The organism is Stenotrophomonas sp. GD04024, assembly GCF_029837545.1.
GTDB lineage: Bacteria > Pseudomonadota > Gammaproteobacteria > Xanthomonadales > Xanthomonadaceae > Stenotrophomonas > Stenotrophomonas forensis.
The window spans coordinates 1-21,842 of record NZ_JAOEDV010000035.1 but is presented as its reverse complement, the minus strand read 5'-3'; the positions used below and the strand labels follow the sequence as shown (position 1 = coordinate 21,842).

The window sequence follows — 21,842 nt, the reverse complement described above, 5'->3', positions numbered from 1 at the left end:
TGCATGAGCACGATCCGTTGCGACATCGTCAGCGCCGAGCAGGAAATCTTCCGTGGCGAAGCGACCCTGGTCGTGGCCACCGGTGAGCTGGGCGAACTGGGCATCGCGCCCAAGCACGCGCCGCTGATCACCCGCCTGAAGCCAGGCAAGGTGGTGGTGACCACGCCGAACGGCGAGCAGCTGGATTTCGCCATTTCCGGCGGCATCCTGGAAGTGCAGCCGCAGGTGGTGACCGTGCTGGCCGACACCGCGATCCGCGCACAGGACATCGACGAAGCCTCGGTCCGCAAGGCCAAGGAAGAAGCCGAGCGCATCCTGGCCAACCGTGGTGAAGCCATGGAAATTGCCGAAGCCCAGCAGAAGCTGGCCGAGGCCGTGGTGCAGCTGCAGGCGCTGGAGCGCCTGCGCAAGACCCTCAAGCACTGAGGTTCGCGCTGCACCCACGAGAACGCCGGCCCTGCGCCGGCGTTTTTGTTGGTGCCGACCGCACTGGGTAGAGTCGACCGTTGCTCGACTATCGCGCGCAGCGCGGGTTTTTCGCGGCCTGATCGAAAGGCAGTCGACTGACAGTCGACTCTACCGATCCGGATCCCCACCTCGTATCAGCGATACACCACGTAGCGCATCAGCAGGAACGAGACAGCGGCCAGCCCGCCTTCCACCAGCGGCTTGGCCAGCCAGGCGTACTGCAGGCCCAGCGCATGGTCCGCGGCCGCTACCAGCAGCGTGCTGGCGGCGGTGAGCAGCAGCCACAGGGGCAGGAAGCGCGCGAAGCGGTGCCAGCCCAGCCGTTGCTGGCCGTCGGCCGTGGCGAAGGTGATCCGCCCGTTCAACCAGAAACCTAGCAGCATGCCGGCCACGCGCCCGGCCAGGTTGCCCGGTACCACGGGCACGCCCGCCGCCGTGGCCAGCACGAACACCGCCCAGTCGAGCAGCAGCTGCAGTGCGCCGATGACGAGGTAGGCGCTTCCCTGGCGGAGCAGGCTCATGGTTGGGGTGAGGACGGGCAGGCCCCCATGTTAGCGGCCCACGCACTAGAATCATCGGCAACGAACTACAGATTGCCGTTGCCATGACCCAACCCCTGCACGTCATCATCCTCGCCGCCGGCGCGGGCAAGCGCATGAAATCGGTGCTGCCGAAAGTGCTGCAGCCTATCGCCGGCGAGCCGATGCTGGCACATGTGATTGCCGCGGCACGCGAGCTGCAGCCTGCCGCCATCCACGTGGTCTACGGTCATGGTGGTGAAGCGGTGCGGCAGCACTTTGCGGGCCAGCCTGACCTGCAGTGGGCCGAGCAGGCCCAGCAGCTCGGCACGGGCCATGCGGTGGCGCAGGCAATGCCGCAGGTGCCCGATGCCGCACAGGTGCTGGTGCTGTACGGCGACGTGCCGCTGATCCGCGCGCAGACCCTGCGCGACCTGCTGGCGCAGCCGGGCCGCCTGGCGGTGCTGGTCGCCGAGGTCGACGATCCCACCGGCTACGGCCGCGTGCTGCGCGATGCCGAGGGCAAGGTCGGCTCGATCGTCGAGCAGAAGGATGCCACTGACGATCAACTGCGCGTGCGCACGATCAATACCGGCATCATCGCGGCCGAGTCGACCGCACTGCGCCGCTGGCTGTCGCAGCTTTCCAACAGCAATGCACAGGGCGAGTACTACCTGACGGATGTCTTCGCCTTTGCTGCCCACGAGTACACACCGGCCGAGATGGCGCTGGTCGCCGACGCGCAGGAGGCCGAAGGCGCGAACGATCCCTGGCAGCTGTCGCAGCTGGAGCGCGCCTGGCAGCGGCGCGCGGTGCGTGCGCTGTGCGCGCAGGGGGCGCGCGTGCGTGATCCGGCGCGGCTGGATATCCGCGGCACCGTTACCGTCGGCAGCGATGTGCTGATCGACGTCGACGTCGTGCTGGAAGGCAACATCGTGCTCGGCGATGGCGTCACCGTTGGCCCGTTCAACCGTCTGAAGGACGTCAATCTCGGGCCGGGCACGGAAGTGCGCGCACACTGCGATCTGGAAGGCGTGGTCACCGAGGGCGCTGCGCTGGTCGGCCCGTTCGCGCGCCTGCGCCCAGGTACCGTGCTGGCCGATGGCGTGCACGTCGGCAACTTCGTCGAAACCAAGAAGGTCACCCTCGGCGTCGGCAGCAAGGCCAACCATTTGACCTATCTGGGCGACGCGGTCATCGGCAGCAAGGTGAACATCGGTGCCGGCACCATCACCTGCAACTACGACGGCGTGAGCAAGTCGACCACCACCATCGGCGACAACGCGTTCATCGGTTCCAACAGCTCGCTGGTGGCACCGGTGACCATCGGCGAAAGCGCAACCATCGCCGCCGGTTCGGTCATCACCCGCAACGCGCCGGATGGCAAGCTGACCCTGGCACGCGCACGGCAGGAAACCATCGATGGCTGGAAGCGCCCGCTCAAGAAGTCCTGAGCCCCGCGTTCCGCACGCCGATGAACTCGGCGTGCTGCCGGGCATCGAGCAGCGCGCTGGCGAGGTGTTGAAGGGCCACGAGGCCTATCCCGTGTTCGCGGGTCATGGGCTGGATCTGTCGACACTGCGCGAGGGCCTTCAGCGTGGTCAGCTATGGGTCGTGGATGCCGCCGGGGGCGGCATTGCCGGTTACCTGCTGGCGGGCGAGCTGTGCGGTGAATTCCATGTGCTGCAGATGGACGTCGACCCGGTGCATGCGCGTCGCGGCCATGGCCGTGCGTTGCTGCGGCATGCATTGGCGCAGGCCAGGGCCTCCGGCTTTGCTGCAGCGGTGCTGACCACCTTGAGCGACGTGCCGTGGAATGCAGCTTTCTATGCCAGCGAAGGGTTCGACGTAGTGCCTGAGGCGCAGTGGAACGACGGCCTGCGCACCGTCATGGCCGAAGAGGCTGCGCTCGGGTTTCCGATGCACCTGCGGGTGGCGATGCGACGGGTCTGGTAGGGGCCGACCTCGGTCGGCACATCCACGCATGGCGTGGATCCACCCCATCGATCCACTCAACCCGCCGGCAGCAGGATCGACACGCACAACCCGCCATCGCCGCGATTCTGCAGCGACACCCGCCCGCCATGCGCCTCCACGATCTCGCGGGTCAGCGCCAGCCCCAATCCGGTGCCATTGCGCTTGGTCGAATAGAACGGCATCAGCGCGTTCTGCAGTACCTGCTCGTTCATGCCCTTGCCGCGGTCCAGCACGTCCAGGCGCAGCCATTGCGGCAGCCGTGTCAGCTGCACCTGCACGTCATCGTTGGGCGGATCGGCTTCCGCGCAGGCTTCGTGCGCGTTCTTCAGCAGGTTCAACAGTGCCTGCCCGAACTGCGCGATGTCGATGCGGCTGCTCAGCGCCTCGTCCGGCTCGCGCTCCATGGTGAACGGAATCTGCTGGCGCAGGCTGGACAGGAACGGCGCCCAGTGCACGGTCTGCAGCTGTGGCTGGGGCAGCTTGGCAAAGCGCGCATAGCCACGGATGAAGCCCTCCAGGTGGCGCGCACGGTCTTCGATGGTGGTGAAGATTTCCGGCAGCCGGTCGAAGCGTTCGCGCTGCACCAGCACGCCGCCGGAATGGGCCAGCGAAGCGATCGGCGCCAGCGAATTGTTGAGCTCGTGGCTGATCACCCGGATCACCTTCTTCCAGGTCTGCACCTCCTGGCGGCGCAGTTCGGCGGTCAGCAGGCGTACCAGCAGCAGGTCGTGCGGGCGGCCGTTGAGCTGGAACGCGCGGCGTGAGAGGTGGTAGACCTGCTCGTCTTCCTCGTCGCCGTCCTCGCCTTCGGCATGCACCGCGAACAGGCTGTCGCCGCCGCGGGCGATCGCATCGCGCAGCTCCACCGGCACCTGTTCCAGCACATCCTCCAGGCGCTGGCCTTCCAGCTTCCAGCCGCCGTGCAGCAGCTTGCGCGCGGCCAGGTTGGAGAACACCACGCGGGCGATGCCATCGCCGCCGGACGCGATCAGCAGCATCGCCACCGGCGTGTTCTGCACCATGGTGTCGAGCAGCAGTTCGCGCTGCACCAGCCCTTGCCGCTGCGCACGCAGCACATCGCCCAGCTCGCGGTGCGCCTGCACCAGGTCGCCCAGCTCATCATTGCCCGGCCAGTGCACGCCGAAGTTGTACTCACCATCGCGGTAGCTGCTGGTGGTGCCGGAGAGCGCGCGCATCAGCGAGCGCACCGGTGCGGTCGCGCGGCGCAGGGTCCACCACATCAGCGACAGCAGGACCAGCGTCGATACCGTGGTGATCACCCAGCCGTGATCCATCCAGTACGCCAGCAGCCACGGCAACGCGGCAGCCAGCGCCAGCACCGGCAGCAGGCGCAGGAACAGGCGGAAGGTGAACGAGCGCCGCTTCATTCGCGCGGAATGCCGTGGCGGTCCATGCGCCGGTACAGCGCCTGGCGGCTGAGCCCGAGCTCGGCCGCGGCCTGCGCGATCACGCCATGGTTGCGTGCCAGCACATCTTCGATGCGCGCGCGATCAGGATCATTGCCGGCACCCGGTGCCGGGCGCGGTGCCGCCGCGGTGCGCGGCAGGTTGAGGTCAGCCACTTCGATGCGGCTGCCGGTGGCCAGCAGCTGGGCGCGCTGGATCACATTGCGCAGTTCACGCACATTGCCGGGCCACGGATGCCGCTGCAGCGCAGTGGCCGCTGCACTGGACAGTGGCTTGTCGGTGGCCAGGAAACGCTCGGCCAGGGGCACGATGTCGCCCGGGCGTTCGGCCAGTGGCGGCAGCACCAGTTCCACCGTGTTGAGGCGGTAATAGAGATCTTCGCGGAAGGTGCCGTCGCGGATCATGGCCGGAAGGTCGGCATTGGTCGCACTGACCACGCGCACCTTGACCTGGCGCTCGCGGTTGGAGCCCAGGCGCTCGAAGCGGCCGGTTTCCAGCACGCGCAGCAGCTTCATCTGCCCGCCCAGCGACAGGTTGCCGATCTCGTCGAGGAACAGGGTGCCGCCGTCGGCCGCTTCGAACTTGCCCTCGCGTGCCTTGTTGGCGCCTGTGTAGGCACCGGCCTCGGCGCCGAACAGTTCGGCTTCGATCAGTTCCGATGGCAACGCACCGCAGTTGACGGTGATGAACGGGCCCTTGGCCGCCAGCGAATTGGCCTGGATGATCTGCGCGATCTTCTCCTTGCCGGCGCCGTTGGGACCGGTGATCAGCACCGGCAGCTCCGAGCGCGCGACCTGGCAGGCCAGGGCGATGACACGCTCGCTGGCCGGGTCGGCGAACACGGCGCCGCACAGGTCGTACTTCTCTTCCAGTGCGTTGCGCTGGCGCAGTTCACGGCTGCGACGCCGGTCCAGTTCGCGACGCGCTTCGGACAACTCCAGCAGGTTGTTGACCGTGGTCAGCAGTTTGCGGTCGTCCCACGGCTTGGCCAGGTAGTCGGCGGCACCGGCCTTGACCAGGTCCACCGCGCTGCTCAGATGGGTCCAGGCCGTGAGCAGGATCACCGGCAGGTCCGGGTGGCGTTCGCGGATCTGCGCGAACAGAGCCTCGCCTTCCTCTCCGGACGTGGTGTCCTCGCTGAAATTCATGTCCTGGATCACCAGGTCGACCGGCTGCGACTCGAGCAGTGCCAGGCCCTCGGTCGGGCTCTGTGCCTGCAGGGTGTCGATGTCGTGCAGGGAGAACAGCACGTCCAGCGCGGTACCCACGCTGGCGTTGTCGTCGATGATCAGGATCGAAGGCATCAAGCGGTTCTGCAGAAAGGGATGGGCGGCGCCGTTGGAGCCGTTCGTGTCCACACGCCGGGAGAGCCCGGCGCCACCCATCAAGCATAGCCAAACCCGTGGCCGCAGGCGCGGTCCAGGCTTACCGCGGCGGAGGAGGCGGTGGCGGCGGCACCGGAGCAACCAGTGCCAGGCGCCAGGCAGCCGCATTCACCGGCACGGTCAGTTCGCGCCTGTCGCGGCGCAGCAACAGGTAGGCGGTGGGGGCGGTGGAGTGGCGCAGGGCTTCGGTCAGATGCTCGATCCTGCGCACGGCGGTGTCATCCACGCGCAGGATGCGGTCACCGCTGCGCACGCCGAAACGGGCGTCGGGGGCAGCGGCTTCCACCCGCACCTGGCCTTCGGTAGAGCGCAGCGCCAGCCGTGCATCCTGCTGGCGCCACTCCAGCGTCTGCGCGCTGCTGCTGCCGGCCAGGGCCGGCAGGGATGGAAGCAGCATCAGCAGCAGCCAGCAGGCGCGCATCTCAGGCGCCCCGGGTGGCAACCGCCGGCGGCACCGCTGCGGCACGCCGCGCCGGCCCGAACACCGCGATCTGGCCCAGTGCCCACAGCAGCAGCGCACCCAGTGGCAGGTAATACAGCGGCATGCGCGGCAGCTCGTACATGTTCATCAGGGCGAGGTTGATGGCGTAGGCCGCCAGCATGCCCAGCACGATGCCCAGTGTGGCCAGCAGGAAGTTCTCGGTCTGGAAGTAGCGCAGGATCTGCCCGCGGGTAGCGCCGAGCGCGCGGCGGATGCCGATCTGCTTGCTGCGCTGCTGCACCCAGAAGCTGGCCAGGCCGATGATGCCCAGCGCGGTGACCACCAGCAGCGAGATGCTGACGGTGATCAGCAGGCCGACCATTGCCCGGTCGTTCTTGAAGAAGTCCTTGCGCTGGTCCTCATAGGTCAGCTTGTCGCGCATCAGCCGGTTGGGGTCGATGCGTTCCAGCGCCGCGGCCCCAGCATCGAGTACTTCCTGGCGCCGTGCCGGATCGGTCCGCAGCACGTACGTGCCGCCTTCATCGAAGGACCGCTGCAGCGGCAGCAGCATCGAATTGGTCCAGTTGTCGTTCCAGCCATTGGGCGTGCTGAGCGTGTCGACGATACCGACCACGTTCAAGGGTTGCTTGCCCATGTAGTAGGTCTTGCCCAGCGCGCTGCCGTTGGGCTCCATCTTCGCGGCGGTGCTCTGGGTGAGGATCACCGGGACGGCCTTCTGCTTGGCACCGCCCTTGGAGGCTTCCTTGAACTCGATGTACTCGCCGGGAAGGAAGTCGCGGCCTGCGATGAGGTTGATTCCCATCGTGCCCAGGCCGCCTTCGGACAGGGTGTACATCGACGCATTCGTGGTCGGGCGCTCCTGGTCGACCTCGCGGGAGATGCTGCTGCTGGACGAGCCGTTGCGGAACGGCACCTGGTTGATGATGGTGGCACTGGTGACGCCGGGAATCGCGCGCAGTGCCGCCAGGTCTTCGCGGGTGCGTGCCATGGCATTGGTCTGCTCGCCGATGCCGCTGACCCGCAGCATCACCAGTTCGTTCTCGGCGATGCCGCTGGGCATGCTGATCTTGTCGACGCGCTGGCTGACCAGGAACAGTGCGTTGCAGACGATGGCGCAGGTCAGTGCGACTTCCAGCACGATCAGGGCGGCAGCGGTCTTGTGCCGGCGCAGGGTGCTGAGGATGGGGCGGATGTCCATGGGAGTCCTCGTTCTCGTGCTTACTGCGACTTGAGCTGGATGGCCGGGGTGACCTGCATCGCACGCCAGGCCGGCAGGAAGCCGGCGGCAAGGCTGGCGAACAGGGTCAGGCCCAGTGCGAGCAGCAGCATGCTGCCGTCCAGATGAGCGAGCTGGGCGTAGTCCACCGGTTGCTGGCGCACCGCGTACAGGCCGAGCAGGGCCAGCCCGATGCCGAGCACGCCGCCGACCACGCCGACCGCACCGGCTTCGACCAGGCACTGCAGGAAGATCTGCCCACGGCTGGCGCCCAGGGCGCGGCGCACGCCGATCTCACCGCTGCGGCGCAGGAACTTGGCCAGCAGCAGGCCCACCGTGTTGACTAGGCAGACGCCGAGGAAGCCCAGCGCCAGCCACAGCTGCAGGCGCACGTCGCTGGGCACCGCGCCGTTGAAGTCCAGCCATTCCATCACGGTGCGCAGGCGCACGTTCGGCGGGTGCTTGAAGCGGCCGGCCTCACGCTGCTGGGTCGAGTAGTTTTCCAGGTAGCGGCGGTAGTCGGCGGCCTTGGACGGGTCCAGTTCCACCCAGTACTGCAGCCAGGCGCACGGTGCATTGAGCGAGTAGCTGTTGCCGTCGGGGTTCTCGCCGAAGCAGTTCATGTTGCCGTTGTTGCCGAGCTTCAGGTCGAACGAGGTGGAGATCGGCAGCAGCAGATCTTCGTCCTTGCCGTAGCTGCCGGTGGTCAGATCGTAGAAGTGCGGCTCCGGGCTCCACTCCTTCATCACGCCGACCACGCGATAGCTCTGGCCTTCCATGCGCACGTCGCGCCCCACGCTGTTGGCACCCTGGAACAGCTTGTCGTTGAGCGCCTTGGAGATGACCACCACGCGGGCGCGGGCGTTGTCATCCTCGCGCGTCCAGGGGCGACCGTACTGCATGGGTACCTCGAACATCGGGAAGAAGTCGGCCGAGGTCCAACGGGTGTCGATGCTGAAGGGCTTGAGCGTGCTGTTGTCCGGCTCGATGGTGCCGCCGCCGCCGCTCATCAGCGCCTGGCGCTCACCCCTGGCTTCGCGCAGCAGCGCTTCACCGTCGAAGCGGGTCAACTGGGTTTCCGGCTCCTCGCCGGCGACATAGGCGCCGGTCGCGGCGTCGAGCTGCACGTAGAACAGCCGGTCGCTCTTGCCGGGAATCGGGTCGCCGGACAGTACGTGGAAGACGGTCAGCGTGGTCATCGAGGCGCCGATGCCGAGTGCGATGGCAACCACCATCAGCGCGGTCAGGACCTTGTTGCGGCGGAAGCTGCGCGCCGCCAATCGGGCGTAGTAAGCGAACATGGTCGGGCCCTCACTCGTTGACGGCGACGATGTGGCGCGGCGGGGTGGCCAGCACCGGCTCGCGTACCAGGTCGGTCACCTGGCCGTCGACGATGTGCACGTTGCGCTGCGCGCGCGCGGCCAGTTCCGGATCGTGGGTGACCATCACGATGGTGGTGCCGGCGGCGTTGATTTCCTCCAGCAGCTCCATCACGCCACGGGCCATCTGCGTGTCCAGGTTGCCGGTCGGTTCGTCGGCCAGCAGCAGGCGTGGGCTGCCGGCCAGGGCGCGTGCGATGGCCGCACGCTGCTGCTGGCCGCCGGACAGTTCATTCGGGTAGTGCTTCATGCGCGAGCCGAGGCCGACCTGGGTCAGTGCCTTCTCGATGCGTTCGCGGCGCTCGTTGGCGCTCATCTTTCGGTAACGCAGCGGCACGTCGACGTTGTCGAACAGGTTCAGGTCGGGGATCAGGTTGAAGCCCTGGAAGATGAAGCCGATCTTCTGGTTGCGCAGGCGGCTGCGGGCATCGTCGCCCAGCGTGCTCACGTCCTGCCCGTCCAGCATGTAGGTGCCGCTGGTGAAGGTTTCCAGCAGGCCGGCGATGTTGAGGAAGGTGGTCTTGCCGGAGCCGGACGGGCCGGTGACGGCGACGAACTCGCCTTCCTTGACCTGCAGTTCCAGCGAGCGCAGTGCGTGGGTTTCCACCTGTTCGGTACGGAAGACCTTGGCGACCGAACGCATTTCGAGCATGTACATGGGGTGTCCTCTCTCCAGGATTCAGGTATCAGGTATCAGTTGACGGAGACGCGTTCGGCGTCCTTGAACAGGTCGCTGCCGGAGACCACGATGCGGTCGCCCGGCTGCACACCCGACTTGATTTCCACTTCGCCCAGGCTGCTGACGCCCAGTTCCACCGGACGGCGCACGGCGGTGCGGCCATCCATCACGTAGGCCATGCCGTTGCCCTGTTCGACGAACGGGCCACGCTCCACCTTCAGCACGTTCCTGCGGGTATCGAGCAGCACGCGCACCGACATCCGCTGGCTCTGGCGCAGGCCTTCCGGCTGCGCGCTGGCGAAGCGCACGCGGGCGTTGACCTCGCCGTTGACCACCTCCGGCGACACCGCGCTGATCTCGCCCGGGAACGGCTGGCCGTTGCCGCCGGTCAGCTGTGCGGGCATGCCGATCGCCAGGTCACGGGCGAAGCTCTCCGGAACCTTGATCTCGACTTCGAACTTGGACAGGTCGACCACGCCCAGCACCGGCGCGTTGGCGGCGAGGTTGGTGGACTGGATCGCCTGCACCTGGCCGACCTGGCCATCGAACGGCGCGCGCAGGGTCAGTGCATCGACCTGGCGCTGGACTTCGGCCACCACGGCCTTCTGGCGATCGGCCAGCAGCCGCTTGTTGCGCGCGTCCAGGTCGGCGCCCTGACTCTGCAGGCGTGCATCAGTGGTGGCGTTGGCCAGAGTGATGTCGGCCTTCTTCAACGAGTCCTTGGCCTTGGCCAGGTCAATCTGCGGCACCGCGCCGCCGTCGTAGCCACGCTGGTAGCGCTGCAGGTCGCGGTCGGCGGCCTGCCGCTCGATGGTGGCCTGGTCGGTTTCCTTGCGCGACTTGGCGCGAGCCAGGGTCGCATCCAGCGCGGCGCGGCTGGCCTCGGCTTCCAGGCCGGCCAGGGTGGCCTGTTCCTGGGCCAGTTTGCTGCGCAGTTCCGGGCTGTCGATGATGGCCAGTTCCTGGCCCTTCTTGACCACGTCGCCGGCGACCACCTTCAGGTCCACGGTACCGGCCGAAATGGCGTACAGGATCGGGCTGTTGGCGGCGATCACCCGGCCGTCGGCGGCGATGTCGCGGACCAGGTCACCCCGCTTCACTTCGGCGATGCGCACGCGGCTGCTGTCGAAGGAGCGGCTGGCGTTGGACCAGGCGTGCACGGCCCAGCCGATGCCGGCCAGCAGCACGAGGGCACCCGCCGCCGGCCAACGGTAGCGGTGCCAGTTGGCGCGGGTGGCGCTGGCCGGTGCGGAGGAAACGATCTGGTCCTGGGCGGAAGTGTCGCGGATCATCGGATGCGTGCCTTGCGGTGGTAGCCAGTACCAAGCACGTAGCGTGCCAACTTTATTCTGTTTCAGATCAACGGCTTGGCGGACTCGCCGCGGTGTCCGGGTGTCCGCGGACACCTTTCCGGACACTTTCATTAAGCGGACAGGAGGGGGACGCCGGACACGCAGGCTAGAATGCGCCGATCGTCTTCAAGGAAACGCGTGACATGTGTGGAATCGTGGGTGCGATCGCCGATCGCGATGTGGTGCCGGTGCTGATCGAGGGCCTGAAGCGACTTGAGTACCGCGGCTACGATTCCTCGGGCATCGCCGTGATCGACCAGGGCGAACGGCCCGAGGTGCGTCGCGTGCGCCGTACCGGTCGTGTGTCGGAAATGGCCACAGCGGCCGAGGCTGAAGGCTTCAATGCGGTGCTGGGCATCGGCCACACCCGTTGGGCCACCCATGGCGGTGTCACCGAGGCCAACGCGCACCCGCATATCAGCCAGGGCGTGGCGCTGGTGCACAACGGCATCATCGAGAATCACGAAGAGCAGCGCGAAAGGCTGCGCGCGCTCGGCTACACCTTCGAATCCCAGACCGACACCGAAGTCATCGCACACCTGATCCATCATCACCTCAAGGAGGGCGATGACCTGCTGCTGGCGCTGCAGCACACGGTGAAGGAACTGACCGGTGCCTACGCACTGGCCGTGGTCAGCCGTGCCGAGCCGGAGCGCTTCGTCTGCGCGCGCATGGGCTGCCCGCTGCTGATCGGCCTGGGTGAAGGCGAGAACTTCGTTGCCTCCGATGTCTCGGCGGTGATCTCGGCCACCCGCAAGGTGATTTTCCTGGAAGAGGGTGACACGGCCGAGATCCGCCGCGACGGGGTGCGCGTCTTCGACGAGCATGACCAGCCGGTCGAGCGCGACGTGCATCTGTCCGATGTGTCGCTGGCCTCGCTGGAGCTGGGCCCGTATCGCCACTTCATGCAGAAGGAAATCCACGAACAGCCACGTGCGCTGGGCGACACCATCGAGGCGGCGATCGACGCCGGTGGCTTCCCGGCCGAGCTGTTCGGCAAGACCGCCGAAGCGGTGCTGTCGGGCATCGAAGGCGTGCAGATCATCGCCTGCGGCACCAGCTATTACGCCGGCCTGACCGCGCGCTACTGGATCGAAGCCATCGCCGGCCTGCCGTGCAGCGTGGAGATTGCCAGCGAGTACCGTTACCGCGCCGCCTATGCGAATCCGAAGCACCTGATCGTCACCATCTCCCAGTCCGGCGAAACGCTGGATACGATGGAAGCGCTGAAGTACGCCAAGTCGCTGGGCCACAAGCACACGCTGTCGATCTGCAACGTGCCGGAAAGCGCAATCCCGCGCGCCAGCGAGCTGGTCTGCTACACCCGCGCCGGTGCCGAGATCGGCGTGGCCTCGACCAAGGCCTTCACCACCCAGCTGGCCGCGCTGTTCCAGCTGACCGTGGTGTTGGGCAAGCTGCGTGGCCGCATCGACGCGGCGCAGGAAGCGGACTACCTGGAACAGCTGCGCTTCCTGCCGGGCAGCGTGCAGCACGCACTGAACATGGAGCCGCAGATCGCGGCATGGGCCGAGCGTTTCGCGCGCAAGAGCAGCGCGCTGTTCCTGGGCCGCGGCCTGCACTACCCGATCGCGCTGGAAGGCTCGCTCAAGCTCAAGGAAATCTCCTACATCCACGCCGAAGCCTATCCGGCGGGCGAGCTGAAGCACGGCCCGCTGGCGCTGGTGGACGAGGACATGCCGGTGGTGGTGATCGCCCCCAACGACAGCCTGCTGGAAAAGGTGAAGTCGAACATGCAGGAAGTGCGCGCCCGGGGTGGCGAGCTGTTCGTGTTCGCCGACCAGGACAGCAATTTCAACGAGTCCGAAGGCGTGCACGTGATCCGCACGCCGCGCCACGCCGGCGTGCTCAGCCCGATCGTGCACACCATTCCGGTGCAGCTGCTGGCGTACCACACCGCACTGGCGCGTGGCACCGACGTGGACAAGCCGCGCAACCTGGCCAAGAGCGTGACGGTGGAGTAACGCCGGCTGCTCGACCTGGATGCGGTACACGAAGGGGGCCCATGCGGCCCCCTTTCGTTTGCGCCGGTAACCGCATCAAGTGGGACAGCCGCCGGTCGTTCTGTCCGCCTGCGGCAGGGCGCGATCAATCTTTAATGCGCAATGCCGCCTGTATTCAGCGGCGGTTTCAGCCGCGGTGCCATTCTCTGGATCGTCGCTTGGTTCCCACGACGAACTGTCCTATCGATGCCGGTAGTGACCGATGGTCGCAGTCGTAGAATCGATCTGACCGAGGCATGGGTTGAGCGGTTGAGCCCACCTCGTTCGCGTTGCAGTACGTCGCCTGCCGATGCATCTCCCAGGGCAGGCACGTGCGCCAGACGTGCGCTGAAAGGTCTGTTCCCGGGGAGGGGGCGTATCGGAAGAGCACACTTTTTTGACTTCAGTGACCTGCACCAGGAAACAAGAATGAACGTCCGCGAACTCCTGCAATCCAAGAAAGAAGCTGTCATCACCATCGACGCCGAAGACACCATCGGTGCCGCCGCCCACAAGATGAGCGCGAACAGGATCGCTGCGCTGGTGGTGATGAAGGACGATGCCCCGGTCGGCATCATTTCCGAAAAGGACATCGTGCGTACCCTGGCCGATGACGGCCCGCAGGCCGGCCGCCGGGTGATTTCCAGCGTGCCGACCACCGGCCTGGAAGGCATTGCGCCGGAAGCGACCCTGAAGCAGGCCATGTCGTTGATGACGTACTCGCGGCGCCGTCATCTGATGGTCACCGAGGGCACCCGCCTGGTCGGCATCCTCAGCCTGGGCGACATCGTGAAGAACCTGCTGGGCGAGCTCGAGCTGGAAAAGGCCGTGCTTCAGGACATCTACATGGCCGCCCACTGAGGGCTGCAGTGCTGGAAGCAGAGAAGCCGGGCATTGCCCGGCTTCTTCGTTCATGGCATCGGTGAAATCAGAAAGTGACCTTCACCGAGTCGGCGCTGTAGCGGGCCGGACCGTGATAGACCACTTCGATGTTGTTGCCGTCCGGATCGAGCACAAAGGCGCCGTAGTAGCCCGGGTGGTAGGGGCGTTCGCCGGGCGCGCCGTTGTCGGTGCCGCCGGCGGCGATCGCGGCGCTGTGGAAGGCATCGACGGTGGCGCTGTCGCGGGCCTGGAAGGCCAGGTGGTGGCGGCCGGTCAGCTGGCCGGCGGCGGCCTCGCTGCTGGCGCTGGAAACGAACAGCTCATCGGCCCAGAAGTAATCTTCGCCTTCGCCGGCGATCGGCACGCCGATCGTATCGAACACCGCCTGGTAGAAGCGCCGGCTGGCGGCCAGGTCGCGTACGACCAGCTGGATGTGGTCGATCAGTCGCCCGCGGTGCAGTTCCATCGTTTCCATACCAACCTCGCAAAAAAGGGGACGGAGGGAATTAAGTCGCTTCCGGCCAATAGTGCCAGAAACGGCTTAATCCCCTCCGTCCCCTTTCTGGTCAGTTGGCGATGATTTCGACCCAGTAGCCGTCCGGGTCCTTGATGAAGGCCAGGTTCTTCATGCGGCCGTCGGTCAGGCGCTTCTGGAAGGTCACGCCGAGGTCCTCGAAGCGCTGGCAGGCGGCTTCGATGTCCGGCACCGACACGCAGATGTGGCCGAAGCCGCGCGGGTCGCTGTTGCCATCGTGGTAGACCGGGCCGTCCTGGGCCTCGGTGCCATGGTTGTGGGTCAGTTCCAGCACGCCCGGCAGGCCGGCCATCCACAGGCGGCGCTGGGCGTCGTCTTCCGGTACCACCGCGCCGGCCGGCACGTAGGCCAGGAAGTACAGGCTGAACTGGGCCTCCGGGAAGTCGCGCTTGTCGATCAGCTGGTAGCCGAGCACGCGGGTGTAGAAGTCCAGCGAGGCGGTGATGTCCTTCACCCGCAGCATGGTGTGGTTGAACACGAAGCCGCGGGTTTCGGCCGGGGCCTGGGCGGCGACGCCGGGGACATCGCGCAGGGCGGGAATGGTCATGGGGGAGATCCTTCAGACAGGGCCGTTGCCGGCCGGATGTCCCCATTCTAGCGAGCAGCACCTGACCGCACCGCGACGTACAATGACCGGATCGCACCGTTCCGTCCTGACACCGATGGCCCGCCATGTCGCAGCGTGAATGGGTGGCTGCCGCCATCCGCAAGATCGAAGCCGATTTCAACCGTTCCGCCGATACCCACCTGATCCCGCTGGCGCTGCCCGGGTTCGAGGGCATCGAGCTGTACCTGAAGGATGAATCGAGCCATCCCACCGGAAGCCTCAAGCACCGGTTGGCCCGTTCGCTGTTCCTGTATGCGCTGGCCAATGGCTGGCTGCGCGAGGGCCGGCCGGTGATCGAGGCCTCCAGCGGCTCGACCGCGGTGTCCGAAGCCTATTTCGCGCGCCTGCTCGGACTGCCGTTCATCGCGGTGATTCCGGCCACCACCTCGCCGGAGAAGATTGCGGCGATCGAATTCCATGGTGGCCGCTGCCACCTGGTCGAGCGCGCCTGCGACCTCAACTGCGATTCGGAAAAACTGGCCCGCGAAACCGGCGGCCACTTCATGGATCAGTTCACCTACGCCGAGCGCGCCACCGACTGGCGTGCCAACAACAACATTGCCGAATCCATCTTCAAGCAAATGGCCGAGGAACCCAGCCCGATCCCGGAGTGGATCGTGTGCAGCCCCGGTACCGGTGGCACCGCAGCGACGCTGGGCCGCTATGTCAGCTATCGCCGGCACGACACCCGCATCCTGTGCGCGGACCCGGAAGTCTCGGTGTTCTTCGATGGCTACAAGGCTGCCGTGGCCGGTGAGCCGGACTGGCGAGGCCTGACCTGCAGCGGTGGTTCGCGCGTGGAAGGCATTGGCCGGCCGCGGGTGGAGCCGAGCTTCATCCCGACCAGTGTCGATGCGATGGTGAAGGTGCTCGACGCGCTGAGCCTGGCCGCGATGCGCCATGTCAGCCGCCAGCTCGGCCGCCGCGTCGGTGGTTCCACCGGCACCAACTTCATTGGTGTGCTGCAGGCGGCGCAGTGGATGCGCGAGGCCGGTCACCACGGCAGCATCGTCAGCATCCTGTGCGACAGCGGCGAGCGTTACGCGCAAAGCTATTACGACCCGGCGTGGTACGTGCGGCAGGGCATTGATGTCGAGCGCGCCGATGCGCAGCTGGCGGCAGCGGTGGCCGGGCAGGGCTTGCCGGAACTGCCGTGGAGCAGCCTGGAAGCGCTGTAGCGTCCTTGTAGAGTCGAGCCATGCTCGACTCCGGTAAAGAGCCGTCGAGCATGGCTCGACGCTACATATTCAGTACCCCGCCGCGGTGAACGCATCCAGCACCGCATCACGCAAGGCATCGGGCAGCGCCTCGATGTCCATCGCGCGATCATCCAGGTGCAGGCTGGGGTCCAGCGTGCTGGCGCGGCCCTGGGCCAGGGCCTGCAGCCACAGCAGCACGCAGATCACGAACTCGCGTTCATGGCCCAGCTGCAGCTGGCTGGCGCCGCGCTCGATCACCTCGAACGGGTACCACTCCTGGGCGTCATTGAACGTGCCGCCCTGCTGCAGCACCGCCTGCAGCTGCTGCAGGTGGCGCGGGGCGTCGTCGCCGGCATCGCACAGCGCGGCGATCCAGGTCAGTTCGGCCGGGCTGGCAGACAACGCCAGAGACCGCGCCGCTGGGGCGGATGCAACTGCAGCCAGACCTTCCATGTAGGGCCTCGTTCGGTACGTACCGCTGCGGACTCCCCCGCAGCCAAAGCTTCGAACCGCGACCGTAAGGCCGACGTGAATGCCAGGCGTCACCCCCTTGTCAGCCACGCCCGCCAGCGCCATATGTACCAGGCTGCCCGCCTGCCGGGCCCGTACCCTGGAGATCTGCCGTGACCGCTGCCAACCCCCTGCTCGATTTTTCCGGCCTGCCGCGCTTCGAGGCGATCCGCCCCGAGCACGTGGCGCCGGCGCTGGATGTGCTGCTGGCCGAGGCCGAAGCGGCCGTCAGCGCCGCCGAGCAGGTGCAGCCAGTGCGCTGGGAGAGCTTCGTCGCCCCGCTGGATGACGCCACCGAGCGTCTGTGGCGCGCCTGGGGCCTGGTCGGCCATCTGCAGGGCGTGGTCAACACCCCGGAACTGCGTGAGGCGTACAACAGCAACCTGCCGCGGGTGACCCGCTTCGCCAGCGCGCTGGGCCAGAACCTGGCGCTGTACCGCCAGTACCAGGCGCTGGCCGCCAGCCCGGAAGCCGCGGGTTTCGACGAGGCCCAGCGCAAGGTGCTGGACAACACCCTGCGTGATTTCCGCCTGGGCGGTGCCGAGCTGGCGCCCGAGGCGCAGCAGCGCTTTGCTGCGATCAAGGAAGAGCTGTCGGCGCTGTCGGCGAAGTTCTCGCAGAATGTGCTCGACGCCACCGATGCGTGGTCGCTGATCATCGAGGATGAAGCGCGCCTGGCCGGCCTGCCGGAGGACGTGAAGGCCGCCGCGCACGCTGCGGCGGAAAAGGACGGAAAGCAGGGCTGGAAGCTGACCCTGCAGATGCCGTGCTACCTGCCGGTGCAGACCTGGGCCGAAGACCGTGACCTGCGCGAGATCCTGTACCGGGCCAGTGCGCAGCGCGCGTCCGAATTCGGCGACGACGCGCTGGACAACAGCGGCAACATCGACCGCATCCTGGCCCTGCGTACGGAGCTGGCCGCGCTGCTCGGCTTCGGTTCGTATGGCGATTATTCGGTGGCGACCAAGATGGCGCAGGACCCGGCCGAAGTGCTGGGTTTCCTGCGTGACCTGGCCGCGCGTGCCAAGCCGTTCGCGGCCAAGGATCGCGCCGAGCTGGAGCAGTTCGCGCGAGAACAGCTGGGCATCGACAGCCTGCAGGCCTGGGACCTGGCGTTCGCCGCCGATCGCCTGAAGCAGGCGCGCTACAGCTATTCCGAGCAGGACGTGAAGCAGTACTTCACCGAACCGAAGGTACTGGGCGGCCTGTTCTCGGTGATCGAGCAGCTGTATGGCCTGCGCGTGCAGGAAGACAGCGCGCCGGTGTGGCATGAGGATGTGCGCTTCTTCCGCCTGGTCGATGCGCAGGGCGCGCTGGTCGGCCAGTTCTACCTGGACCTGTATGCGCGCGAGGGCAAGCGTGGCGGTGCGTGGATGGATGATTGCCGCAACCGCCGCGAGCGCGCCGATGGCAGCGTGCAGACGCCGCTGGTCTACCTGGTGTGCAACTTCGGCCGTGGTGCCAACGGCAAGCCGGCCACCTTCAGCCACAACGAAGTGACCACGCTGTTCCATGAGATGGGCCACGGACTGCACCAGCTGCTGACCCGCATCGGTGAACTGGGCGTGGCCGGCATCAATGGCGTGGAGTGGGATGCGGTGGAACTGCCGAGCCAGTTCATGGAGAACTTCTGCTGGGAATGGGACCACCTGCAGGGCATGACCGCGCACGTCGATAGCGGCGAACCGCTGCCGCGCGCGCTGTACGAGCGCATGCTGGCCGCCCGCAATTTCCACAGCGGCATGGCCACCGTGCGCCAGCTGGAATTCGGCCTGTTCGACATGCTGCTGCACAGCCAGTTCGAGCCGGCGCAGGACAGCGTTCTCGCGCTGCTCGATCGCGTGCGTGCGGACGTGGCGGTGAACCATCCGCCGGTCTGGAACCGCTTCCCGCACCAGTTCAGCCACATTTTCGCCGGTGGCTACGCGGCGGGTTACTACAGCTACAAGTGGGCCGAGGTGCTCAGCGCCGATGCCTACGCCGCGTTCGAGGAAGCACCGCAGGCACTGGCTGAAACCGGTGCGCGCTTCCGCGATGAAATCCTGTCGCGCGGCGGCAGCCGTCCGGCTGCGGAGAACTTCAAGGCCTTCCGTGGCCGCGCGCCGCAGATCGACGCGCTGCTGCGCCATTCGGGCATGGCGTAAACCGTTGTGGTGGGTGCCAACCTTGGTTGGCACGTTACCGCTATCCACGCATGGCGTGGATCTACCGGAATGCCGGCCAGCGGCCGGCACTACCGGAGGCCGGTCATTCGGCGTAGATCATCTTCCGGGTCATGCCGCCGTCGGCGATGAAGTCCTGGCCGGTGGTGAAGCCGGACAGCGACGACAGCAGGTACACCGCCAGCGCGCCGATGTCCTCGGGGCGGCCGACACGGCCGACCGGGTGCTGGGCGTGATCGGTGGCCGAGTAGTCGGGTTGGTGGCGCCGCGAGGGCGCCTGCCAGGCCGAGGTGCCGATCCAGCCGGGGCTGATGCTGTTGACCCGCACCGCCGGGCCGCTGCTGATCGCCAGCGCGTGGGTGAAGGCGACCAGCCCGCCCTTGGCCGCCGCATAGGCCTCGCTGTGCGCTTCGGACTGCCAGGCGCGGGTCGAGGCGATGTTGATGATCGCGCCCTCAGTGCGGGCCGAGAGTGCCGGCAGCGCGTGCTTGCTGCACAGGAAGGCACCGTGCAGTGACGACAGGCGGCGCTGCCATTCCTCCCACGCCATGTCCTGCAGCAATGTGCCATGCGGGCCGGCGATGCCGGCATTGTTGATCAGTCCGTCGATACGGCCGAACCGCTGCAGGGCCACCGCAACGAAGTCGCGCACGCTGGCTTCGTCGGTGATGTCCAGGCGCTGGAACGCGGCGTCATCACCCCGCTGCCATTCGTCCAGGCAGGCCTGGCCCGCTTCCACGTCCAGATCGCCGATCAGCACGCGTCCGCCGGCGCCGAGCACGGCCTGGGCGATGCCACGGCCGATGCCGTTTGCGCCGCCGGTGACCAGCACCACCTTGCCCTGCAGCGGCGCCACCGGCCACGCCGCGATCGGTGGCACCGTGCTCATGACAGGTCTTCGCCGCGCAGGCGGCGATGCCAGCCGTCCACGCCGATGCGGTCCAGGGTCTGGATGTTGCGCTCGACGATCACGTCCGGGTCCGGATAGACATCCACCGCGCGCGCCACGCTGTCTTCGCGCAGCAGGTGCAGGGTGGGGAAGGGCGCCCGGTTGGTGTAGTTGCTGGCGTCGTCCGCGGCCACGCCGTCGAACTGATAGTCCGGGTGGAAGCTGGCCACCTGCAGGATGCCCTGCAGGTCCAGCGCCTCGATCGCGGCGTCGGCGTTGTCGAGGAAGTCGTTGTAGTCGAGGAAATCGGTCAGCACCTGGGGATGCACGATCAGCGTGGTGTCGATCTGCTCGGCCGGGGTATCGCGCAGCAGCACCAGCTCTTCGGCCAGTTGTTCGACCAGCGCCTCGGGCGTGGTCGCATCGCTCAGCACGATGCGGACCTGGTCCTTCACGTACACCGCCTTGGCGAACGGACACAGGTTCAGGCCGATCACGATGCGCTCCAGCCACAGGCGGGTGGCGGCGATCGGATCATCGGTGGGCAGGTGGAAATCGGTCATGGCGGGCACGTCGGCTGGCGGGGCCGCCATTGTAGGCGCGTCGCCGGCAACGCGCCGTCGTACCTGCCGGTGGCAGCGCCGGGTCACGCCCGGCGCAGGCCTCAGTCGCGGAAGTTGTTGAACTGCAGCGGCAGCTCGAACTTGCCGGCCTTGAGCACGGCAATGGCGTCCTGCAGGTCGTCGCGCTTCTTGCCCTGCACGCGCAGCTTGTCGCCGTTGATCTGGCTTTCCACCTTCAGCTTGGCGTCCTTCAGTGCAGCGGCGATCTTCTTGGCGATCTTCTGCTCGATGCCCTGCTTGACGGTGATCTTCTGCCGGGCCTGGGCCAGGTTGGTCTCGATGTCGCCGAATTCCAGGCTGAGCACGTCGATGCCGCGCGCGGCCAGGCGGGCGCGCAGGATGTCGTTCATCTGCTTGAGCTGGAACTCGGTCGGCGCGGTCTGGTTGATGACATCGCCATCGCGTTCGAATTTCGCCTCCACGCCCTTGAAGTCGAAGCGGGTGGCCAGCTCACGGTTGGCCTGGTCGATGGCGTTGGTCAGTTCGTGGGTGTCGACTTCGGACACGACGTCGAAGGAAGGCATGGGCGCGGCTCCGCAGGATTCAGTGAAGGCCATTCTATCGTGCCGGCCTGCCAGCTTTTTGTAGAGTCGAGCTTGCTCGACTGTTTTGTGAAGAGCAGTCGAGCAAGCTTGACTCTACAGAAGGGCGGCAGTCGAGCAAGCTCGACTCTACAATCCGGCGCGGTCGGCGATAATGGGCCATGAACGTGCAACGCTCCCCCTCGCGCGCGGTGGCCTGGATGGTCGCGGCAGTCGCCTGTTTCTCGCTGATGGACGCTGGCATGAAGCAGCTGTCGGCCAGCTATCCAACCCTGGAAGTGACCTTCCTGCGCGGCGCGGCCTCATTGCCATTCGTGCTGGTCTGGGTGCTGGTCAGCGCCGGCCCGCGATCGCTGGTGCCACGCCGCTGGGGCCTGCACCTGCTGCGTGGCGCACTGGGCATGGCGATGATCGGCTGCTTCGTGTTCGCCCTGCGCGACCTGCCGCTGTCCACCGCCTACACCATCTATTTCGTCGCCCCGCTGCTGATCGCGGCACTGTCGGTGCCGCTGCTGGGTGAGCGGGTCGGGCCGCGGCGCTGGGTCGCCATCGGCATCGGCCTGGTCGGCGTGCTGGTGGTGCTGCGGCCGGGAGTGGACGGCTTCATTTCTGTGCCGGGGTTGATGGTGCTGGCCGCGGCCACCGCCTACGCCGTGGCGGCGATCACGGTCAGCCTGCTGACCCGCACCGACACCTCGCAGTCGATGGTGGTCTGGTTCCTGGTGATCATGGCCGTCGGCGCCGGCCTGCTGGCCCTTCCCGGCTGGGTGCCGCTGCAATTGGCGCACGCGCCGCTGATCGCCGGCATGGGCCTGGCCGGGGCACTGGGCCAGATCGCCCTGACCAAAGCCTTCCAGCTCGGAGAAGCCTCGATGATCGCGCCGCTGGAGTACAGCGGCCTGGTCTGGGTGATCGGCTGGGATCTGGCCTTCTGGGGCCAGCTGCCGGACGGCTACACCTGGGTGGGCGCGGCGATTATTGTCGCTTCCGGCCTGTACCTGCTGCACCGTGAGCGGGTGAACCGGCAGGAGCCGCCAAAGCCGCTGGATC

At 67.0% G+C, this 21,842-nt stretch carries 22 protein-coding genes; 8 read left to right on the top strand and 14 right to left on the bottom strand.

What is annotated here, in order from left to right; translation table 11 throughout:
• Positions 1-3 precede the first annotated feature (3 nt).
• Positions 4-426: a F0F1 ATP synthase subunit epsilon gene (locus N7590_RS12705; protein WP_006471332.1), complete on the top strand. Its 423-nt coding sequence runs from the start codon at positions 4-6 to the stop codon at positions 424-426.
• 176 nt (positions 427-602) lie between these two features.
• Here the strand turns inward: N7590_RS12705 and N7590_RS12700 are convergent, their stop codons facing one another.
• Positions 603-989 carry a GtrA family protein gene (locus N7590_RS12700; RefSeq protein ID WP_164241402.1) on the bottom strand — a complete coding sequence of 129 codons (387 nt, stop codon included), beginning with the start codon at positions 987-989 and terminating at the stop codon, positions 603-605.
• Between the two features lie 83 nt (positions 990-1,072).
• On the opposite strand from N7590_RS12700, the gene glmU reads away from it, so the two are divergent.
• Positions 1,073-2,440, top strand: a complete 1,368-nt coding sequence (gene glmU, locus N7590_RS12695; RefSeq protein ID WP_053509685.1) for a bifunctional UDP-N-acetylglucosamine diphosphorylase/glucosamine-1-phosphate N-acetyltransferase GlmU — start codon at positions 1,073-1,075, stop codon at positions 2,438-2,440.
• Positions 2,409-2,942 (top strand): GNAT family N-acetyltransferase, encoded by a 534-nt coding sequence (locus N7590_RS12690; protein WP_164241403.1) that lies wholly within the window; start codon positions 2,409-2,411, stop codon positions 2,940-2,942. Before glmU ends, N7590_RS12690 begins: the two co-directional genes overlap by 32 nt.
• Before the next feature lie 56 nt (positions 2,943-2,998).
• On the opposite strand, the gene N7590_RS12685 is transcribed toward N7590_RS12690, so the two are convergent.
• The 7 genes from N7590_RS12685 to N7590_RS12655 all read right to left on the bottom strand — a co-directional run bounded on the left by N7590_RS12685 (position 2,999) and on the right by N7590_RS12655 (position 10,783).
• The gene (locus N7590_RS12685) at positions 2,999-4,351 is read right to left on the bottom strand and encodes a HAMP domain-containing sensor histidine kinase (RefSeq protein ID WP_053450858.1); all 1,353 of its coding nucleotides are present in this window, start codon (positions 4,349-4,351) and stop codon (positions 2,999-3,001) included.
• The gene (locus N7590_RS12680) at positions 4,348-5,694 is read right to left on the bottom strand and encodes a sigma-54 dependent transcriptional regulator (RefSeq protein ID WP_053509713.1); all 1,347 of its coding nucleotides are present in this window, start codon (positions 5,692-5,694) and stop codon (positions 4,348-4,350) included. Before N7590_RS12680 ends, N7590_RS12685 begins: the two co-directional genes overlap by 4 nt.
• 121 nt (positions 5,695-5,815) lie before the next feature.
• Entirely contained in the window at positions 5,816-6,196 is a 381-nt protein-coding gene (locus N7590_RS12675) for a PDZ domain-containing protein (protein WP_164241404.1), read from the bottom strand.
• Between the two features lies 1 nt (position 6,197).
• Positions 6,198-7,415 (bottom strand): FtsX-like permease family protein, encoded by a 1,218-nt coding sequence (locus tag N7590_RS12670; RefSeq protein WP_279935567.1) that lies wholly within the window; start codon positions 7,413-7,415, stop codon positions 6,198-6,200.
• A 20-nt stretch (positions 7,416-7,435) separates the two neighbouring features.
• Complete coding sequence (locus N7590_RS12665) at positions 7,436-8,734, bottom strand: ABC transporter permease (RefSeq protein WP_164241405.1); 1,299 nt, start codon at positions 8,732-8,734, stop codon at positions 7,436-7,438.
• A gap of 10 nt (positions 8,735-8,744) precedes the next feature.
• Complete coding sequence (locus N7590_RS12660; protein ID WP_014038558.1) at positions 8,745-9,470, bottom strand: ABC transporter ATP-binding protein; 726 nt, start codon at positions 9,468-9,470, stop codon at positions 8,745-8,747.
• Between the two features lie 35 nt (positions 9,471-9,505).
• Entirely contained in the window at positions 9,506-10,783 is a 1,278-nt protein-coding gene (locus N7590_RS12655; protein ID WP_049456530.1) for an efflux RND transporter periplasmic adaptor subunit, read from the bottom strand.
• A gap of 203 nt (positions 10,784-10,986) precedes the next feature.
• Here N7590_RS12655 and glmS point away from each other — a divergent pair, with 203 nt between their 5' ends.
• Positions 10,987-12,825: a glutamine--fructose-6-phosphate transaminase (isomerizing) gene (gene glmS, locus N7590_RS12650; RefSeq protein WP_164241406.1), complete on the top strand. Its 1,839-nt coding sequence runs from the start codon at positions 10,987-10,989 to the stop codon at positions 12,823-12,825.
• Between the two features lie 447 nt (positions 12,826-13,272).
• Positions 13,273-13,704 (top strand): CBS domain-containing protein, encoded by a 432-nt coding sequence (locus tag N7590_RS12645; RefSeq protein ID WP_053450852.1) that lies wholly within the window; start codon positions 13,273-13,275, stop codon positions 13,702-13,704.
• A gap of 67 nt (positions 13,705-13,771) precedes the next feature.
• On the opposite strand, the gene N7590_RS12640 is transcribed toward N7590_RS12645, so the two are convergent.
• Positions 13,772-14,200 carry a VOC family protein gene (locus tag N7590_RS12640; protein WP_053509696.1) on the bottom strand — a complete coding sequence of 143 codons (429 nt, stop codon included), beginning with the start codon at positions 14,198-14,200 and terminating at the stop codon, positions 13,772-13,774.
• 91 nt (positions 14,201-14,291) lie between these two features.
• On the bottom strand, positions 14,292-14,807 hold the full coding sequence (gloA, locus tag N7590_RS12635; RefSeq protein ID WP_053509698.1) for a lactoylglutathione lyase: 516 nt from the start codon (positions 14,805-14,807) through the stop codon (positions 14,292-14,294).
• A gap of 125 nt (positions 14,808-14,932) precedes the next feature.
• Between gloA and N7590_RS12630 the strand changes: the two genes are divergently transcribed.
• Positions 14,933-16,045, top strand: a complete 1,113-nt coding sequence (locus N7590_RS12630) for a PLP-dependent cysteine synthase family protein (protein WP_164241408.1) — start codon at positions 14,933-14,935, stop codon at positions 16,043-16,045.
• A gap of 69 nt (positions 16,046-16,114) precedes the next feature.
• Here N7590_RS12630 and N7590_RS12625 read toward each other — a convergent pair whose 3' ends face one another.
• Positions 16,115-16,519, bottom strand: a complete 405-nt coding sequence (locus N7590_RS12625) for a hypothetical protein (RefSeq protein ID WP_006471153.1) — start codon at positions 16,517-16,519, stop codon at positions 16,115-16,117.
• A 170-nt stretch (positions 16,520-16,689) separates the two neighbouring features.
• Here N7590_RS12625 and N7590_RS12620 point away from each other — a divergent pair, with 170 nt between their 5' ends.
• Entirely contained in the window at positions 16,690-18,720 is a 2,031-nt protein-coding gene (locus N7590_RS12620) for a M3 family metallopeptidase (RefSeq protein ID WP_164241410.1), read from the top strand.
• Positions 18,721-18,823: 103 nt separating this feature from the next.
• Here N7590_RS12620 and N7590_RS12615 read toward each other — a convergent pair whose 3' ends face one another.
• From N7590_RS12615 to N7590_RS12605, 3 genes are all read right to left on the bottom strand, one after another.
• Positions 18,824-19,627 carry an SDR family oxidoreductase gene (locus N7590_RS12615; protein ID WP_164241411.1) on the bottom strand — a complete coding sequence of 268 codons (804 nt, stop codon included), beginning with the start codon at positions 19,625-19,627 and terminating at the stop codon, positions 18,824-18,826.
• Positions 19,624-20,190 (bottom strand): DUF1415 domain-containing protein, encoded by a 567-nt coding sequence (locus tag N7590_RS12610; protein WP_164241412.1) that lies wholly within the window; start codon positions 20,188-20,190, stop codon positions 19,624-19,626. Before N7590_RS12610 ends, N7590_RS12615 begins: the two co-directional genes overlap by 4 nt.
• Before the next feature lie 101 nt (positions 20,191-20,291).
• The gene (locus tag N7590_RS12605; protein WP_164241413.1) at positions 20,292-20,774 is read right to left on the bottom strand and encodes a YajQ family cyclic di-GMP-binding protein; all 483 of its coding nucleotides are present in this window, start codon (positions 20,772-20,774) and stop codon (positions 20,292-20,294) included.
• 179 nt (positions 20,775-20,953) lie between these two features.
• Here N7590_RS12605 and N7590_RS12600 point away from each other — a divergent pair.
• Positions 20,954-21,842 (top strand): DMT family transporter (locus N7590_RS12600; protein ID WP_279935565.1); only part of this gene is annotated, 889 nt, incomplete at its 3' end.

What these genes read in the sequence shown, in the direction of transcription:
- N7590_RS12610 (WP_164241412.1), bottom strand. Translation starts at nt 20,190, where the DNA reads ATGACCGATTTCCACCTGCCCACCGATGATCCGATCGCCGCCACCCGC.
- N7590_RS12625 (WP_006471153.1), bottom strand. Translation starts at nt 16,519, where the DNA reads ATGGAAGGTCTGGCTGCAGTTGCATCCGCCCCAGCGGCGCGGTCTCTG.
- N7590_RS12670 (WP_279935567.1), bottom strand. Translation starts at nt 7,415, where the DNA reads ATGGACATCCGCCCCATCCTCAGCACCCTGCGCCGGCACAAGACCGCT.
- N7590_RS12690 (WP_164241403.1), top strand. Translation starts at nt 2,409, where the DNA reads ATGGCTGGAAGCGCCCGCTCAAGAAGTCCTGAGCCCCGCGTTCCGCAC.
- N7590_RS12645 (WP_053450852.1), top strand. Translation starts at nt 13,273, where the DNA reads ATGAACGTCCGCGAACTCCTGCAATCCAAGAAAGAAGCTGTCATCACC.
- N7590_RS12665 (WP_164241405.1), bottom strand. Translation starts at nt 8,734, where the DNA reads ATGTTCGCTTACTACGCCCGATTGGCGGCGCGCAGCTTCCGCCGCAAC.
- N7590_RS12675 (WP_164241404.1), bottom strand. Translation starts at nt 6,196, where the DNA reads ATGCGCGCCTGCTGGCTGCTGCTGATGCTGCTTCCATCCCTGCCGGCC.
- glmS (WP_164241406.1), top strand. Translation starts at nt 10,987, where the DNA reads ATGTGTGGAATCGTGGGTGCGATCGCCGATCGCGATGTGGTGCCGGTG.
- N7590_RS12605 (WP_164241413.1), bottom strand. Translation starts at nt 20,774, where the DNA reads ATGCCTTCCTTCGACGTCGTGTCCGAAGTCGACACCCACGAACTGACC.
- N7590_RS12705 (WP_006471332.1), top strand. Translation starts at nt 4, where the DNA reads ATGAGCACGATCCGTTGCGACATCGTCAGCGCCGAGCAGGAAATCTTC.
- N7590_RS12660 (WP_014038558.1), bottom strand. Translation starts at nt 9,470, where the DNA reads ATGTACATGCTCGAAATGCGTTCGGTCGCCAAGGTCTTCCGTACCGAA.
- N7590_RS12615 (WP_164241411.1), bottom strand. Translation starts at nt 19,627, where the DNA reads ATGAGCACGGTGCCACCGATCGCGGCGTGGCCGGTGGCGCCGCTGCAG.
- N7590_RS12655 (WP_049456530.1), bottom strand. Translation starts at nt 10,783, where the DNA reads ATGATCCGCGACACTTCCGCCCAGGACCAGATCGTTTCCTCCGCACCG.
- glmU (WP_053509685.1), top strand. Translation starts at nt 1,073, where the DNA reads ATGACCCAACCCCTGCACGTCATCATCCTCGCCGCCGGCGCGGGCAAG.
- N7590_RS12680 (WP_053509713.1), bottom strand. Translation starts at nt 5,694, where the DNA reads ATGCCTTCGATCCTGATCATCGACGACAACGCCAGCGTGGGTACCGCG.
- N7590_RS12700 (WP_164241402.1), bottom strand. Translation starts at nt 989, where the DNA reads ATGAGCCTGCTCCGCCAGGGAAGCGCCTACCTCGTCATCGGCGCACTG.
- gloA (WP_053509698.1), bottom strand. Translation starts at nt 14,807, where the DNA reads ATGACCATTCCCGCCCTGCGCGATGTCCCCGGCGTCGCCGCCCAGGCC.
- N7590_RS12640 (WP_053509696.1), bottom strand. Translation starts at nt 14,200, where the DNA reads ATGGAAACGATGGAACTGCACCGCGGGCGACTGATCGACCACATCCAG.
- N7590_RS12630 (WP_164241408.1), top strand. Translation starts at nt 14,933, where the DNA reads ATGTCGCAGCGTGAATGGGTGGCTGCCGCCATCCGCAAGATCGAAGCC.
- N7590_RS12685 (WP_053450858.1), bottom strand. Translation starts at nt 4,351, where the DNA reads ATGAAGCGGCGCTCGTTCACCTTCCGCCTGTTCCTGCGCCTGCTGCCG.